Source organism: Pseudorhodobacter aquimaris, assembly GCF_001202025.1.
GTDB lineage: Bacteria > Pseudomonadota > Alphaproteobacteria > Rhodobacterales > Rhodobacteraceae > Pseudorhodobacter > Pseudorhodobacter aquimaris.
The window spans coordinates 81,389-96,943 of sequence record NZ_LGHS01000067.1; the positions used below are offsets into that span (position 1 = coordinate 81,389).

Annotated in this window: 14 protein-coding genes; 6 read left to right on the top strand and 8 right to left on the bottom strand. The window is 60.3% G+C overall.

Annotated elements, in window-relative coordinates; all coding sequences use genetic code 11:
• The first annotated feature begins 12 nt into the window (after positions 1–12).
• From AKU94_RS12935 to AKU94_RS12950, 4 genes are read left to right on the top strand one after another with little or no spacing between them, the layout of a single operon-like run.
• Positions 13–1,242: a glycosyltransferase family 4 protein gene (locus AKU94_RS12935; RefSeq protein ID WP_050527677.1), complete on the top strand. Its 1,230-nt coding sequence runs from the start codon at positions 13–15 to the stop codon at positions 1,240–1,242.
• Entirely contained in the window at positions 1,242–2,393 is a 1,152-nt protein-coding gene (locus AKU94_RS12940; RefSeq protein ID WP_050527678.1) for a glycosyltransferase family 4 protein, read from the top strand. Before AKU94_RS12935 ends, AKU94_RS12940 begins: the two co-directional genes overlap by 1 nt.
• The gene (locus tag AKU94_RS12945; RefSeq protein ID WP_050527679.1) at positions 2,390–4,213 is read left to right on the top strand and encodes an ABC transporter ATP-binding protein; all 1,824 of its coding nucleotides are present in this window, start codon (positions 2,390–2,392) and stop codon (positions 4,211–4,213) included. Before AKU94_RS12940 ends, AKU94_RS12945 begins: the two co-directional genes overlap by 4 nt.
• Positions 4,197–6,365: an aminoglycoside phosphotransferase family protein gene (locus AKU94_RS12950; RefSeq protein WP_050527680.1), complete on the top strand. Its 2,169-nt coding sequence runs from the start codon at positions 4,197–4,199 to the stop codon at positions 6,363–6,365. Before AKU94_RS12945 ends, AKU94_RS12950 begins: the two co-directional genes overlap by 17 nt.
• On the opposite strand, the gene AKU94_RS12955 is transcribed toward AKU94_RS12950, so the two are convergent.
• Positions 6,332–6,643, bottom strand: a complete 312-nt coding sequence (locus tag AKU94_RS12955) for an AzlD family protein (RefSeq protein WP_232295764.1) — start codon at positions 6,641–6,643, stop codon at positions 6,332–6,334. The genes AKU94_RS12950 and AKU94_RS12955 overlap by 34 nt on opposite strands.
• Complete coding sequence (locus AKU94_RS12960; protein ID WP_050527681.1) at positions 6,636–7,316, bottom strand: AzlC family ABC transporter permease; 681 nt, start codon at positions 7,314–7,316, stop codon at positions 6,636–6,638. The genes AKU94_RS12955 and AKU94_RS12960 overlap by 8 nt, the downstream gene beginning before the upstream one ends.
• A 150-nt stretch (positions 7,317–7,466) precedes the next feature.
• Here AKU94_RS12960 and metG point away from each other — a divergent pair, with 150 nt between their 5' ends.
• Entirely contained in the window at positions 7,467–9,176 is a 1,710-nt protein-coding gene (gene metG, locus AKU94_RS12965) for a methionine--tRNA ligase (protein WP_050527682.1), read from the top strand.
• Between the two features lie 58 nt (positions 9,177–9,234).
• On the opposite strand, the gene rnk is transcribed toward metG, so the two are convergent.
• Positions 9,235–9,675 (bottom strand): nucleoside diphosphate kinase regulator, encoded by a 441-nt coding sequence (gene rnk / locus AKU94_RS12970; RefSeq protein WP_050527683.1) that lies wholly within the window; start codon positions 9,673–9,675, stop codon positions 9,235–9,237.
• Positions 9,676–10,341: 666 nt separating this feature from the next.
• Here rnk and AKU94_RS12975 point away from each other — a divergent pair.
• Positions 10,342–11,448: an acyltransferase family protein gene (locus AKU94_RS12975; protein ID WP_269744967.1), complete on the top strand. Its 1,107-nt coding sequence runs from the start codon at positions 10,342–10,344 to the stop codon at positions 11,446–11,448.
• A gap of 208 nt (positions 11,449–11,656) precedes the next feature.
• Here the strand turns inward: AKU94_RS12975 and AKU94_RS12980 are convergent, their stop codons facing one another.
• Genes AKU94_RS12980 through AKU94_RS12995 form a run of 5 tightly spaced genes read right to left on the bottom strand, consistent with a single transcriptional unit; the run spans position 11,657 to position 15,490 of the window.
• Entirely contained in the window at positions 11,657–12,295 is a 639-nt protein-coding gene (locus AKU94_RS12980) for a dioxygenase family protein (protein ID WP_232295765.1), read from the bottom strand.
• Positions 12,265–12,522, bottom strand: coding sequence for a dioxygenase (locus tag AKU94_RS20465; RefSeq protein WP_232295766.1), 258 nt, complete (start codon positions 12,520–12,522; stop codon positions 12,265–12,267). The genes AKU94_RS12980 and AKU94_RS20465 overlap by 31 nt, the downstream gene beginning before the upstream one ends.
• A 10-nt stretch (positions 12,523–12,532) precedes the next feature.
• Complete coding sequence (locus AKU94_RS12985) at positions 12,533–13,840, bottom strand: TRAP transporter large permease (protein ID WP_050527685.1); 1,308 nt, start codon at positions 13,838–13,840, stop codon at positions 12,533–12,535.
• 2 nt (positions 13,841–13,842) lie between these two features.
• Positions 13,843–14,388: a TRAP transporter small permease subunit gene (locus tag AKU94_RS12990; protein ID WP_050527686.1), complete on the bottom strand. Its 546-nt coding sequence runs from the start codon at positions 14,386–14,388 to the stop codon at positions 13,843–13,845.
• Between the two features lie 28 nt (positions 14,389–14,416).
• Positions 14,417–15,490, bottom strand: a complete 1,074-nt coding sequence (locus tag AKU94_RS12995; RefSeq protein ID WP_050527687.1) for a C4-dicarboxylate TRAP transporter substrate-binding protein — start codon at positions 15,488–15,490, stop codon at positions 14,417–14,419.
• Between the last annotated feature and the right edge of the window lie 65 nt (positions 15,491–15,555).

Consider the following 15,555-nt stretch of genomic DNA (forward strand, 5'->3'; position numbering starts at 1 on the left):
AGGACCGAACAGATGACCAGTCTTCCCCGGATCGGCTATGTGCTGAAACGCTACCCGCGCTATTCCGAAACCTTTGTTGTTACCGAAATTCTGGCGCATGAGGCGGCGGGAACCCAGATCGATATCTTTGCCCTGCGCCCCGTAGAGGAAACGCATTTTCAGGATATGCTGGGCCGGGTGCGTGCGCCCGTCCAACGGGTGCCCGACAGCTTTCGTACGCCACATGCCCTGTGGTCTCTGATCTGTCAGGCGCGCGGCACCCTGCCGGGTGGATGGGCGGCACTGCAAGGGATAGAGAACGCCGAGGGACGGGACGTGGCGCAGGCCATCATCGTGGCGCTTGCCTGTCATCAGCGCAACATCGGCCATTTGCATGCTCATTTCGGTACGGTTTCAACCAGTGTTGCACGGCTGGCCGCAAGGCTGGCAGGGATCACCTACAGCTTTACTGCCCATGCCAAGGATATCTATCACGACTATGACTCGCCGGTTGAACTGGATGCCAAGCTGCGCGATGCGGCGGCGGCAGTCACAGTTTCGGATTATAACGTGACCTATCTGTGCGAGAATTTTGGCGCGGACGCGGGCAAGGTGGTGCGGATTTATAACGGGCTTGATCTGGACCGTTTCACATGGGCGGAACCCACAGCCCCGCAAGACGAAATTCTGGCCGTGGGGCGTCTGGTGGAAAAGAAGGGCTTTGACGTGCTGATCGACGCCATGGGCCTTTTGCGGGCCGAGGGACGTAATACCACCTGTCGTATTATTGGCGCGGGCGAGGCAGAGGCGGGTTTGCGGTCACGGATTGTGGCGGCTGGCCTAGAGGATGTTATCCGTCTGGATGGTCCCCGCCCGCAGAATGAGGTGATCGCAGCCCTGCGCGGGGCGGCGATGCTGGCCTGCCCTTGTGTCGTTGGCAAGGATGGCAACCGCGACGGGCTGCCGACGGTGCTGCTGGAGGCGATGGCGCTTGGCGCACCCTGTGTGGCAACCGATGTGACGGGCATCCCCGAGTTGGTGCGCGACGGCGAGACCGGGCTTTGCGTGGCGCAAAACGACGCCAAGGCGCTGGCAGCGGCGCTGGGGCGGCTGCTGGATGATCCGGCGCTGGGGCAACAGATGTCGCGGGCAGGGCGCGCGTTGATTGAGGCCGAGTTCGACATTACCCGCAATGCCGCCCGTCTGCGGGATGTCTTTGCGGATGCGGTTGCTCCGAGCCTGATCCAGAAGGGGGCTGCGTGATGCGTATTGCCTATGTCTGTACCGATCCCGGCATCCCGACCTTTGGCACCAAGGGTGCCTCGATCCATGTTCAGGAAATGCTGCGTGCCTTTCTGGGGCGGGGTGCCGAAGTGGTGCTGTTGTCGCCGCGTCTGGGGGATCGCGGCCCTGCCGATCTTGATGCGGTGCGCCGCGTTCCCTTGCCGGAATTGCCCAAAGAAACCACCGAAAGCCGTGAGCGTCGCTTGCTGGCCATGAACGCTGCTGTTCGCGCGGGGCTGGATGCAAACGGGCCGTTTGATCTTGTCTATGAACGTCATGCGCTTTTTGCCCATGGTGCGATGGAATGGGCAGCAGAAAAAGGCGTGGCCTCTGTGCTGGAGGTCAACGCGCCGCTTATCGCGGAACAGGCCAATCATCGCGCCCTTGCCCTGCCGGCCGAGGCCGCCAAATCGGCGCGCCGTGCGATGTCGGCGGCGGGGATGGTCTCGGCGGTGTCGAAGGGCGTGGCAACCTATGCGCGCGATTATGGCGCACGGGATGTTCATGTGATCGCGAATGCCGTCAACCCAGCCCGCTTTCCCGCGACCAAGCCGATGCAGGGTCCTTTTACGATCGGCTTTTTGGGGACGCTGAAACCCTGGCATGATGTTGCAACATTGATCGAGGCCTTTGCCTGTCTGCGCGCCGGTCCGGTTGTGGATGCCCGGCTGTTGATTGTCGGTGACGGCCCGGAACGCCCCGTATTGGAGGCACGCCTTGCGGCCTTGGGTCTGCGCCATGCCGCCCGGTTCACCGGCGCGCTGCGTGCCGAGGAGGTGCCTTCGGTACTGGCGGGAATGCATGCCGCTGTGGCACCCTATGCGGGGCAGCAGCCGTTTTATTTCTCGCCCTTGAAGCTCTATGAATATATGGCCGCTGGCTTGCCCGTGGTGGCGAGCCGTGTGGGGCACCTGGATGAGGTTGTCACCGAGGGACGCACGGGCCTGCTCTGTGTGCCGGATGATGCGGGGGCTTTGGCCGAGGCGCTGACACGGCTGGCAAAGGATCCCGCCTTGCGGCTGCGCTTGGGACAGGCCGCCCGCCATGAGGTGTTGGCACATCACACATGGGACGGTGTGGCCAAACGCGTGCTGGGTCTTGCGTGTCTGACCGTCAGGGACGTGGCATGAGCAGTGGACGCAAGGACAAGCTGTCAGAGGTTATGCCAAGCCTCGGGCGTATTATGGCGCGGCTTGCCCCCTATCTGCGGGGGCATTACGGCGTGCTGGGCGGCTCGGTTCTGGCCTTGTTGGCGGCAACCGCGATGAAGTTGCTAGAGCCTTGGCCATTGAAATTCGTCATTGACCGGGTTGTGCCCTCAACGGTGGGTGAGGCCGGCGGTCTGGCGCAGCTTACCCCGATGACACTGCTTGCGCTTTGTGCAGGGGGGCTGGTGGCGATCACAGGGCTGAAGGCCTTGTTCCAATATCTGTCCACCGTTGGGTTTGCGATTGTCGGCAACCGGGTGCTGACCCAAGTGCGATCAGATCTGTTCCGGCATCTGCAAACCCTGTCCTTGGGGTTTCACGCGCGCGCGCGGTCTGGCGATCTGACGATGCGGCTGGTCAGCGATGTCGGCATGTTGAAAGAGACCGCCGTCACGGCCGCACTTCCGCTTGCGGCGAATGTGGCGGTTCTGGTGGGTATGCTGGGCGTCATGCTCTGGCTTGACTGGCGACTGGCCCTGTTGGCGCTTTCGCCTTTGCCGGTGCTGTGGCTGGTGTCGCTGCGTCTGACGCGCCGTATCCGTGAGGTCAGCCGCAACCAGCGTCGGCGTGAGGGTGAACTTGCCGCGACGGGGGCCGAAACCATGGCCGGTATCCGCACGGTACAGGCCATGGGCCTAGAGGATCGCGCCACCGAGATATTCGGGGCTGCGGGCAAACGGGATCTGCGCGCGGGCGTGAAGGGCAAGCGGTTGTCGGCGGGGCTGGAACGTTCGGTTGATGTGCTGACGGGTCTTGGCTTGGCGATTGTGCTTTGGTTTGGCAGCTTGCAGGTGATGGCTGGCCGCATCAGCCCGGGCGATCTGCTGGTGTTTATCACCTATCTTAAAAACACTTTCCGACCGGTGCGAGAATACGCCAAATATACCGCACGTCTGGCCAAGGCTGCCGCCGCCGGAGAGCGCGTTGTGGCCCTGCTTGACGAGGAACCCGAGGTACGCGATGCGCCGGATGCCATGCGCGCGCCCCCGCTTGAGGGGCGGGTTGCCTTTGAGGATGTCCATTTTGGCTATGCGCCGGATCTGCCGACGTTAAAGGGGGTTTGGGTTGATGTGCCTCCCCATCAGTTGGTCGCCATCACAGGGCCATCGGGCACCGGTAAATCCACTTTTGTTAGCCTGCTCTTGCGGCTTTACGATCCGGCCAAGGGGCGTATCTGTATCGACGGCCACGACCTGCGCTCCCTGACCCTGGCCAGTCTGCGTGCCAATATCGCTTTTGTCCCGCAAGAAACCCTGATCCTGAACGGTACATTGGCGGAAAATATCGCCCTTGGCGCAGGGCGGGAGGTCTCGCAAGAGGAGATCGAGCGCGCAGCCATGCTGGCCGATGCGCATGGGTTCATCAGCGCCCAACCGCAAGGATATGAGACCGAGACCGCTGAACGGGGCGTGACACTTTCGGCCGGTCAGCGCCAGCGCATCGCCATTGCCCGCGCGGCCCTGCGCGCGGCACCCATTCTGGTTCTGGATGAGCCGACCGTGGGCCTTGACCGCGCCAGCGAGGCGGCGGTTGCTCGTGCGATCTTCCGGCTGGCCAAGGGGCGCACGACCTTCCTTGTCACCCATGATCTTCAGCTTGCGGCCCGCGCGGATCGTATCTTGCATCTTGAGGGCGGGAGGGTGGTTGAGGATGGCGACCACGCCACGCTTTTGGCGCTGGGCGGCCGTTATGCCGCGATGTGGAACGAGGGAAAGGAGGGGCGCCATGTTATCGTCGGTTGATGAGGAAATAATCACGCGTGACAGCGCATTGCCCGGCCTCCGGTTTGTCTTGGATGGGGGGGCGCTGGGCGCACGTTTTGCCTTGCCGCCCATGACGCCGGTCTATTTGCGCTATAAGCCGGGGACGAGCTGTATGGCCGCGTTTCTCCCAGAGGATGGCGGGTTTGGGGTGATGGCGGTCTGGGCCGTTCCCCCCGCACGGCTCCAAGAGCTTGCCGCGCGGCCCGAATGGTTTGACGGGCCGGATCCGGCCATCCTCGACCGGAATGCCTGTCTTGTGCTTGTCCCCCTTGCGCGCGACCGTAAAATCAAGGGCGCGCGGCTGCTTGCTGATCCGGAGTGCGGGGCCGCTTTCCTGCACAAGCTGGCGGGGCAGGGCGCCCGCCCGCAGATCTTGCGCTACAAGCCCGGACGCAGGTTGGTGTTGCGTAGCGGTGATGTGCTTGTCAAAGCCTATTCCAAGACAGATTTCGCCGCCGCCCTTGAGGGCGCGCGGATTGCCGAGAGGCTGGGCGGGGCTGCGATCCGTACCGTGTCAGAGCGCCACCGCTGTATCGTCTGGGACTGGCTTGGGGGTGTGCCCTTGTGTCCGCAAGAGGGCGGGCACCGCGATCTTGCGGCATGGCGAAATGCGGGCCTTGCATTGGCGCGGATCCATGCGTCGTCGGCACGCCCCGGCCGCCAGATCACCCGCGCCGATGAGGCCGCGGAAAATGCCGCTGTTGTGCCTGACCTAAGGGCGCTGTCGCCGGAGCTTGCCCGACTGGCGGCCCCCTTGGCCGATATGATCGCGGTGCATCTGGCCAAGGTGCCGGTTCAGCCGAGGCTTATTCATGGGGATTTCAGCGCCGATCAGGTGCTTATTGATGGCGCAAGGGTGGCTGTGATCGATTGGGACCGTGCGGCAACCGGCGATCGTGCACGCGACATCGGCAGCGCGCTGGCGCGGCTTGATGCACAATGGATCGACGGAGCAATCTCATTGGTTGAGCGGGATGATTTTGCCGAGGCGTTGCGTCAGGGGTATTGTGGTCCGGCCAAGGCGGATAACATCGCCTTGCAACATGCGCGTGCGCTTTTGGCGCTTGGCTCCGAAGGGTTCCGGCAGCGTTGCCCCCATTGGCCCGAACGCGCCGAGGCGCTGATAGCGCGCGCGACCGAAGTGTTATCGGCCATAGCAACCGATCCGGCCCTGCCCGCGCTTGATGTTGCGCTGGACGGGCAGGTGATGGCCCCGCGTGTTGCCAATGCGCTGGGGCAGGCGGATAGAGCCGTGGCCGTTGACCTTGTCCGGCACAAGCCGGGGCGGCGGGCCTTGATCCGTTACCGGCTGGGCGATGCGCGGGTTTTGGGAAAACTGCGGGCGAAAGGGCCCGATTGCAAGACGCCCGCACTCCATCAGGCCTTGCGGGCGGCGGGTCTTGACGGGCGTGCGCCTCTGAATGTCGGGGTGCCCGCCGCACGGGGGGCAATTGCCGCCCCTGCGCTGTGGTTTCAGGATGAGGTGGCCGGAGGGTTGCTTGCCGATATGCTGCACCCCGGGGGTGATATCGGCCCGGTGGCCCGCACGGGCACGGCGCTTGCCCGATTGCACTTGGCGGGGGTGCCCGCGACGCGGGTCTGGACCATGGCCGATGAGGTCGGGGTACTGGAGCGTGCCTTGGCCACAGCCCGTGCGCATCTGCCCGACGAGGCGACACGGATCGAGGGGATCGCGGTGGCGGCTGCAGGGCTTGTCCAGCGGCTTGGGCCGGTGGAGGCGACGGGTATCCACCGCGATTTTTACCCCGATCAAGTGCTGATCGACGGCGGGCGGGTCTGGTTACTTGACCTTGATCTTTATGCTGAGGGGGATCCGGTGATTGATCTTGCCAATTTCCTTGCCCATCTGGATGAATTCGGCCTGCGCCAATATAGGGATCTGACGGCCCTCGGGCGTCATGCTGCGGCTTTTTTGGCGGGCTATGCAGCGGCGCGACCCATAGGTGACCAGCACAGGCTGGAGGTGCTGCGCCTTGTCTCCCTCGCACGGCATATCAACCTAAGCCGGATTATCGCAGGGCGGGCGCATACGACCAAGCCCTTGATTGACCATTGCGCGGCTCTTTGTCAGGGGTATCAACCGCCCCCGAGCATCCTGCGCAAAATATAGATCGTCAGGATGCCGGTGATCATGGTGACGGGCAGGGATCGGGTGACAATGGCCACCAAAAGCGCCACGGCCCCCGCGCCCCACTCTGCCGGACCACCGTTGAGCAATTGGAGGGTGACGAGCGCGGTGATCAAGGTGCCAGGTAAGGCTTGTAGCCCGCGCGCCCAAGCCCCGCTTTGTGGCAGGGCGGCCCCCAGATAGTATCCCCCCAAACGGATCACTAAATTCGCCGCAGCAAGCCCCGCGATGACGATGGTGAAATCGGACAGTTCAAGCATTGCGCCCCCCGATCCCGGCCAGAACAGCGCCCAGAATGCCGCCGATGACCAGCGCCCATGACGGCTCCATCGGGGTCAGCTTGGCCAGAACAGCGACCGTCACCGCCGAGGCCGCCCATGGCACCACATCCCGCGCGCCGGACCAAAGTCCGCGTAAAATGGCGATAAAGGCGGCGGTAAAGGCAAAATCAATGCCCAGGGCGCGCGGTGCGGGCAGGGTGGCGGCAAAGCCGGTGCCCAGCGTGGTGGCTGCGACCCACATGGCCATCATACAGGTGCCCGCCCCCACCAGATACCAATAGCCCGCAGCCCCGCCCTTGGCCCGCGTGGCATGCATCAAGGCCCAGCTCTCATCGGTGGTCAGATGCACCCCCAGCAGTTTTTGCCAAAAGGGCCGCCCGGCCAGCACATCGCGCAAAGAGGCCGTCATCAGCAAGATCCGCAAATTCAGCGCAACCCCTGCGATCAGCGCCGCCCCCGCACCGGCCCCCGCCGCCAGACGTTCCACCGCGACGAATTGTGCCGATCCCGAAAAGACCACAGTGCCCATCACGCCGGTTTGCAATGCCCCCATCCCCGCCTGTGCGGCCAACAGTCCGAAGGCAAGCCCGTAAAGCGCCCCGCCAAGTGCCAGGGGAACCACATCGCGAAACCCGGATCTGAATTGCTGCATGGGGAGGGGCCTTTTTGTTGCAACCCGTGCTCTAGCCACCCTGCGCGGGCGGCGTCAAGCGCAAGAGTTACGATTTGGCGCAAGGGACTTCTGGCCCTTGGCGCGGGCTTGGGGTAAATGGGGGCAAGATATTCGCGCAAGGGGCACCCAATGGCCAGACATTTGATCACATCCGCTATCCCATATATCAATGGTATCAAACACTTGGGCAATCTTGTGGGCAGTCAGCTGCCTGCCGATCTCTATGCACGATACTTGCGGGCGCGCGGCCATGAGGTGCTGTTTCTCTGTGCCACGGATGAACATGGCACCCCCGCAGAGCTGGCCGCAGCCAAGGCGGGCAAGCCCGTCGCCGAATATTGCACTGAGATGCACGCGGTTCAGGCCGAAATCGCAAAGGGGTTTGCGCTGTCGTTCGATCATTTTGGCCGCTCCTCCAGCCCGCAAAACCATGCGCTGACCCAGGCCTTTGCCGCACGGCTGGCCGAACAGGGGTTGATCCGCGAAGTGGTGGAACAGCAGATGTATTCCGTCGCCGACGGCCGCTTTTTGCCCGACCGGTATATTGAGGGGACCTGCCCGAACTGCGGGTTCGATTCTGCCCGCGGCGACCAATGCGACAATTGCACCAAACAGCTTGACCCCGTCGATTTGATCAATCCACGCTCCACCGTTTCGGGTTCGACCGATCTGGAGTTGCGCGAGACCAAGCACCTCTATCTGCGCCAGTCGCAGATGAAACAGCGGCTGTCGGACTGGATCGAAAGCAAGGATGACTGGCCGGTTCTGACCACCTCGATCGCCAAGAAATGGCTGAATGACGGGGATGGCTTGCAAGACCGCGGCATCACGCGCGATTTGAAATGGGGCGTGCCGGCACAGTTTGACGGCGCCCCGTGGGAGGGCATGGAGGGCAAGGTTTTCTATGTCTGGTTCGATGCGCCCATCGAGTACATCGCCTGCGCGCAGGAATGGGCCGAAGGCACCGGCGCGGATTGGGAGCGCTGGTGGCGCACCGACAAGGGTGCTGATGATGTGACCTATACTCAGTTTATGGGCAAGGATAACGTGCCCTTCCACACGCTTGGTTTTCCGGTGACGATCCTTGGCTCCAACCAGCCGTGGAAGCTGGTGGATTACATCAAATCCTTCAACTACCTCAATTATGACGGCGGTCAGTTTTCCACCTCGCGCGGGCGGGGGGTGTTTATGGATCAAGCGTTGGAGCTGTTGCCCGCCGATTACTGGCGTTGGTGGCTGTTGTCCCATGCGCCCGAAAGCGCGGATGCCGAATTCACATGGGAGAATTTCCAGCAATCGGCCAATAAGGATCTGGCGGATGTTCTGGGCAATCTGGTCAGCCGCGTCACCAAATTCTGCCGCTCCAAATTCGGTGAGGCGGTGCCGGAGGGTGGCACTTGGGGCGCTGCCGAAGAGGCGCTGATCGCGGAACTGGAAAGCCGTCTGCATGCCTATGAGGGCTATATGGAGGCGATGGAGGTTCGCAAAGCCTCGATCGAGCTGCGCAGCCTTTGGGTGGCAGGCAACGAATACCTGCAAGCCGCAGCCCCTTGGACAGTGGTGAAAACCGATCCCGAGCAGGCGGCGGCAGTTATCCGTCTGGCGCTGAACCTGATCCGGATCTATGCGGTTGTGTCAAAACCCTTTATTCCCGGTGCCGCGGCCTCAATGATGACGGGGATGAAGACCGGTGATTGGTCTTGGCCCACAGATTTGCGCGCCGCGCTGACGGCCCTGCCGGTCGGCCATGCGTTCGAAGTGCCCGAGGTGCTGTTTCGCAAGATCACCGATGACGAGCGCGCCGAATGGCAAGAGCGTTTTGCCGGAACGCGGGCGTAACCCCCGCAGGAGTTCCGCGCGCGGTCCGGTATTTTCACTGCGATCATCCGCGAATGGATCAGCCGTCTTCGCGGTCGGGGGTGGGCTGTTCTACCCGGATCACGGTCAGTGTCCGGCGCTGGTTGTCACGGGTATCCCAGTAAAAGCCCGCGCCTTCGGTCAGGCCCAAAAGGGCGACCCCGATTGGCGTCATGACGGAGATGCGTAACATTGAGATATCCGCATCCTCAGGATAGACCAGCGTGGCGGTTTTCTCATGACCGGTTCCCTCGTCACGGTAGGTGACGGTGCTGCCGATGGACACGACATCTTTGGGCATCTTGGCCGCGGGGACGATCTTGGCGCGGCCCAGCTCTTCGAGCAGACGGTCGGAAAGCGCGGGGTTGCGTTGGCGTGCCCCCTCGGCCAGCCCTTCGATATGGGCGAGATGTTCGGCGTTGATGATGATCTTGGGGCTGCGCGTTGTGCGTTTTTTTATGGGCGCTGTTTCTGCGGACATGAGTGTTCTCCTTGAATTCGTTTTTTCGGGCAAAGGGCTTGCGTGGGTGGGGCAAGCGGATGAACCTTGTCGGGCATGGTGTGCGCCCGTCAGTCCGTTAAGCTAAGGTGTAAAGCCCCCGAGGGTATGGCAGGCGCAAATGCGCCTAGACCGCCCGGGGCAAGGGGCGGGTCAGCAGAAGAAACCGGAAATGATCTTCATGTACCATCATAACTTCAGAGGTAGGTAGCCTTGCAGCAAAAGTCAATGTCACGCGCCTTGGTGTGATCTGCGCTGGTCCGGCGGCCCTGTCGAACGTCCGGTATCCTTGTTCTTGGTGTCTCAAGCTGATCCACGTCACTTACCCACTCAAAAACAGCGTTCCAAACCCGTTCTGTAAAAGGTGGTTTCGGAAAGGGATAGAACGCAGCCTGGATGATTAAATGCCAATAGGCATGTCCTGCTACTGTAATATTTCTTCCTCTACCCTATCCCTAGGTCTTTGATGTGAGGGCGAGGATATGGTTTTTACTATGAAAACTATCGGCTCTTGCCAGAGGCTACGCAATTAATTTACAAAGGCTGAATTATTAGGTGAGCGTATTTGATGCATCCGGCATAAAAAGGGTGCTTGTGTTGTGATTAAGTGGTTTTAACAATGCTTTTTTCGATAAATATCTTCGGTTTATTGCGGCAACTATGGTCGTGCTTTTTCATGCGACTCAATCGCTTCATCGAGATTTCGGTTCCGAGGCACTTCCAAGTTTTGTGCAGGGCGCGCGGGGGGTGGATGTCTTTTTCGTCATCAGCGGCTTTATCATCGTCTACGTATCCCGAAATGCGGCTTATGATGGCTGGACGTTCCTGGCCCGCCGCTTTGCGCGCGTCGCACCGCCCTATTACCTTGCATCTTCGGTGATGCTTGTTGTTGCGCTTTTCATCCCGCAGGTTCTGCAATCGACGACATTGACGTGGCCGCACACCATCGCATCATTCCTGTTTATACCGTGGGATAATCCTGAAACAGCCAGCGCCTTTCCTCTTCTCCAGATCGGATGGACACTGAATGCTGAAATGCAATTTTATGCGATTTTCGCTGCGGTTTTCTTTTTACCGTCGGTGTTGCGCGCGATGGCTGCATCATGTGTGATCTTTGCCCTTGTTCATGTCGGATTTCTGGCAAACCCGGAAAACCAGACATTGGCTGCTTGGACGAACCCCATTATAATCGAGTTTATCTTTGGGATGGCGATCGCTCTTTTATGGGAAAAAAGATTGTGTCGCGGCGGGACTGCTTTGGGTTGGAGCATTTTCGCAGTGGGCATGACGCTTATTCTCAGTTTGCCTATAACCATTGATGGGTTGGATAATGCGATTGCATTCCTGTTGGCTGGTGTGCCGGCGGCGATGATTGTGTACGGTCTGCTTGTTGTGGAAAGAGCATCGACCATCCGTGACATCCCTTGGCTTGGCCTTCTTGGCGATGCGTCCTATGCGCTCTATATTTGGCACTTTTTTGTCTTGGGGGCCGTTAGGGTATTTTGGAAGTACACGAACTTCGACGGCGTGGTAAACGACATAATGTTTATCAGTGCAGTTTTGATTGCCGCCATCATAACATCAATTTTCGCATATCTGTGGCTGGAGCGGCCGCTTGTAAGTTTTGCGGCGCGGCACCTTGCGGGCAGGCGCAAACTCTCGGTTGCTCCTGTTGCGTGCCGTTTCGAAAAAGACGGAAGCATAGTGCCAGCTTCAATAGGGGTTTTTGACGCATCGCCCAAACACCCCTACTGAAGCGCACCAGAGCCTCATTCAATACCGGACTGGGTTTTGACTATTTGTGGCGCGGCGCGTGAACTGGTCTTGGGTCTTTGGGCCAGCTATGCCGGAGGTATACGCCGCGTGGATTCAGGGCAATCATATCATTGACACAACGGTCCGCGATACCCTGCCTCCTTGATTTCAAAGCATGGAAAACGGCAGGCCCGGCCGTCCTCATGGGCTATTGCGGTGACAGGATGACGTCGAATTTGACGTGTAGGAAGGGTTCTGTGACCTGACCTGAAATGGCCATGCCGTCGGGGAATTCACCGGCAGGCTTTTCATGATAAGTCATGACCAGATCGTCGCGGACTCCAAATACCGTGTCTTGATCGAGGTAGGGATCATCGTCGGGGAAAATCTCGGTGACCAATGTCCGGTGTCCGGGGGCCGTGACGATGTAGTGCAGATGCGAGGGGCGCCAGGGGTGGCGGCCTGCGGCCTCCAGAAGCTCTCCGACGGGGCCATCGCTGGGCACAGTGTATTCGACCGGCCGCACGGTGGTAAAGCGGAAATGCCCGCTGTCATCCGCGGTCATCAACCCGTGAAAGGAGTGGATATCCTGATCCGGATCCTGACTGGAATAAAGCCCGTTCGGGGCGGTTTGCCAGATGTCGATCTGGGCGTTTGGGATGGGATTGCCGTCGGTATCACGCACCCGTCCCTCAACCAACAGAACGGTACCGTCGTGATCGCCCTTCATATCGCCCCCGATGGGCAAGGGCGGCGGATTGGACACATGGAACGGCCCCAGCACCGAAGATGACGTGGCCGCAGGATTGGAGTGCATCATATCCACCAGCGACGACAGCCCCAGCACATCCGAAACAGCACAAACTCGTTGCGCTCCGGCGTGGTGATGCGGCCTGCGTGCTCCAGCATCGCCAGCCCCTTGCGCCATTCGTCATGGGTCAGGTTCACCTCCCGGGCAAAATCATGGAGATGGCGGGCCATGGCGACAAGCACCTCACGGGTGCGGGGGTCGGTTTGCGGGCCGAAATAGGCGGCGAAAACCTCGGTGATATTATCGGCGGTGACATTACGCATGGGGGTACTCCTAGTTCAGAAGGGCAAGGCTAAGGCCCGGAAAGGCGATCAGGATGAGCAGCACGATCAGCATGACAAAGGCAAAGGGCAGCGCGCCCAGAAACACATCCTTGAGCGAGATGCTGTCATCATTCAGGGTGGATTTGATCACGAAACATGAAATGCTGAGTAGTGGCGTCAACAGGCCGATTTCGGCACCGACAACGGTGATGATCCCGAACCAGATGATGGAAAGCTCCATCGCCTCGACCAGCGGCAGGAAAAGTGGCACCACGATCAAGATGATGGAGGCGGTATCCAGCAAGGTGCCCAGAAACAGCATCAGCAGGATGTAAAGCAGCATTACCATCCAGAAGGATGAGGCATTATCCGCAAGCAGATCCTGAAGCTGGTTGGGCAGCCCCGCCATGCCAAGCATCCGGCTGTAGATAGAGGCGGCGGTGATCAAAAACAGGATCGCGGCGGTGATATGGCCGGTTTCCAACAAGGCATCCCAAAAGGATCTGGCGGTCATGGAGCGGCGAAGAACGGCGATGATTAGCGCCACCAATGCGCCGGTCGCCCCTGCCTCAACGGCGGAAAGCCAGCCTGTATAGATGCCGCCAAGCACGACGGTGATCAGCCCAAGGGTCGGCAGGGTTTTGGAGGCGACCTCACGCGGGGACATCCATTCGGTCTCCTCCACCACGCGACCGCCGACGAAACCGGGGGTGAAACGCCCCATGAACCAGATCGCGCCGACATAGGCCAAGGCCAGCATGATACCGGGGATAACGCCCGCAAGGAACATATCGCCGACGGATTGCTCTGTCACAAAGGAATAGATGATCAGCATCGCCGAGGGCGGGATGATCATGCCCAGAACCGAAGACCCGGCAACCACACCCACGGCAAAGCGCGGGTTGTAATCCTGCGCGATCATCTGCGGCACCGATACTTTGGTGAAAACCGAGGCCGAGGCGATAGAGGATCCCGTGACCGCCGCGAAAACCGCATTGGCACCCACCGTGGCCATGCCGATGCCGCCTTTGACGCGGCGAAAGCGCATGGTCATCACCTCATAGATGTCCTTGCCCAAGCCCGCCTTGGAAACGATTAACCCCATGAAGGTGAACAGCGGGATCGTGGCAAAGGAATATTCCATCGCGCTATCGCCCACCGCGACCTTGAGCAGGTTCAGCGCGAGGGTGAAATTATCGCGCAGCAGCCAGATCGAGATAAAAGAGACCACCCCGAGGGCGACCGGAATATAGACACCGGAATAGATTAAAAAGACGATTGCGATGACCGAGATCAGGCCGATTTCAATGGGACTCATGGCTATTTCTCGTCATGTTCTGGGGCGCGGATCAGCTGGGGGCGGTCCTGCGCGGTGATGACTTTGATGGTGAACAGCAGGCTTGCCAAAGCGGTGCCACAGGCGATGACCAGCTTGACCGGCCACCAAGGCAAGGTGAACAGCCCCGGCACGCCGAAATAATCCTGCGTCTGCCACATGTGCAAAAACTCGGGGAACATGATATAGGCAATCAGCCCCATAAAAATGGCCGAGACCGCGTTGATGATCCGGCGCAGGTTGGCCGTCAGACGCGGGGCCTTGTCATGCAGCAGGTTCAGAAAGCCGTCCGAACGGGTCAGGCGGTCAACCCGCACCACATCCGCCAATTGCAAGAACACGAACAGCACCACCGAAAACTGCACGATCTCATAGGTGCCCTTGAGCGGTGCGTGGAACACGCCGCGCGCGATCACATCGATGTTGAGGATTGCCACCAAAAGCAGAACCGTCAGGGTTCCAACCGCATTGGCGGCAATCGCAATGGAATTGGCGACCCAAGACAGGCCAGCCAGCATTTGTTTCAGCATGATCTATCCTATCCCGGGACGCCGCGGTTTATGGTTTGGACCAGTCGCGCGCGCCGGTGAAGCCTGCGGCCTCCAGCTTGCCAAAATAGGCGGCCAGCATCTCGGTGCCGGGTTCGCCCGCGGCATTGCGGGTTTCGGCCAGCTCTTGGGCGATATTGGGCATGGCATTGGCCCAAGCGGCGCGGTCCGCATCCGTGATATCGACAATGGTGCCACCCGCCGCGACATAGGCGGCCTCGGATGCGGCGGCATTATCCATGGTGATACCAGCCAGATGGTCGCGGTAATCGATGGCCACGGCCTTGAGCACCTCTTTGACCTCATCAGGCAGGGCATTCCAGTAATCGGCATTCACGGTGACGGTTTTGGAATTCACCGCGCCCATATCCGCGCGCATCATATAGGGGGCCACCTCGGATATCTTGAATGTCGCTGCCGCCTCGGGCCACAGCAGGGCCGCATCGACAAGGCCGGTTTGCAGCATGTTGTAGAAATCGGTCAGACCGCCAACCACGCCCGCCGCATCCGGGATCCCTTCCAGATAGAGCAAGTTCATACCGGCCGCGGCAATCTTGAGCCCCTCCAGATCTGATACCGTTGCGATCTCCTTGCTTGAGAAGACCTGATAGCTGTCGAGGACAACACCTGTCGCCAGATAGACCTGGTTCTGGGCAGAAAACTCGTTCTGCATGGCCGGAAATTCGCGTGCGATTTCGTCAATCGCCTTGGCAACCGCGCGGGCATCAGACGAGACAAAAGGCGTGACCGCCGCAAGCCCCTGACTTGGCAGTTTCGACGAATGGAAAATGGTGGTCACAATGCCGATATCGCCTAACCCAAGCTGAATCCCCTCCAGCACGCCCTTGGGTTTCACGACCGAGCCACCATAGCTCTCTTGCCATTCCATTTCGTAATTGCCGGTCTCGGCCAGACGGCGGTCAACCTCGGGGATGAAGAAATCGGTGAATTCGCGCACCCAGAGCGAGCGGTCGGGGTAGCCGTCAATCACCATCGCGCGGATCTTTTCCTGTGCGGCGATAGGCATGGCCGTCATCGCGGCAAGAACGGCGCCGATCAGGCTGCGTTTTGTCCAGTTCATCATGTTGATATCCTCCCAGATATTGGCCGAATGGCCGTTTTTTAATTTTATATCGTCCCGTTACCCGC

Bases quoted from the DNA above. Each gene is read 5' to 3' on its own strand.
- AKU94_RS12935 (WP_050527677.1), top strand. From the start codon at position 13: ATGACCAGTCTTCCCCGGATCGGCTATGTGCTGAAACGCTACCCGCGC.
- AKU94_RS12940 (WP_050527678.1), top strand. From the start codon at position 1,242: ATGCGTATTGCCTATGTCTGTACCGATCCCGGCATCCCGACCTTTGGC.
- AKU94_RS12945 (WP_050527679.1), top strand. From the start codon at position 2,390: ATGAGCAGTGGACGCAAGGACAAGCTGTCAGAGGTTATGCCAAGCCTC.
- AKU94_RS12950 (WP_050527680.1), top strand. From the start codon at position 4,197: ATGTTATCGTCGGTTGATGAGGAAATAATCACGCGTGACAGCGCATTG.
- AKU94_RS12955 (WP_232295764.1), bottom strand. From the start codon at position 6,643: ATGCTTGAACTGTCCGATTTCACCATCGTCATCGCGGGGCTTGCTGCG.
- AKU94_RS12960 (WP_050527681.1), bottom strand. From the start codon at position 7,316: ATGCAGCAATTCAGATCCGGGTTTCGCGATGTGGTTCCCCTGGCACTT.
- metG (WP_050527682.1), top strand. From the start codon at position 7,467: ATGGCCAGACATTTGATCACATCCGCTATCCCATATATCAATGGTATC.
- rnk (WP_050527683.1), bottom strand. From the start codon at position 9,675: ATGTCCGCAGAAACAGCGCCCATAAAAAAACGCACAACGCGCAGCCCC.
- AKU94_RS20465 (WP_232295766.1), bottom strand. From the start codon at position 12,522: ATGCGTAATGTCACCGCCGATAATATCACCGAGGTTTTCGCCGCCTAT.
- AKU94_RS12985 (WP_050527685.1), bottom strand. From the start codon at position 13,840: ATGAGTCCCATTGAAATCGGCCTGATCTCGGTCATCGCAATCGTCTTT.
- AKU94_RS12990 (WP_050527686.1), bottom strand. From the start codon at position 14,388: ATGCTGAAACAAATGCTGGCTGGCCTGTCTTGGGTCGCCAATTCCATT.
- AKU94_RS12995 (WP_050527687.1), bottom strand. From the start codon at position 15,490: ATGATGAACTGGACAAAACGCAGCCTGATCGGCGCCGTTCTTGCCGCG.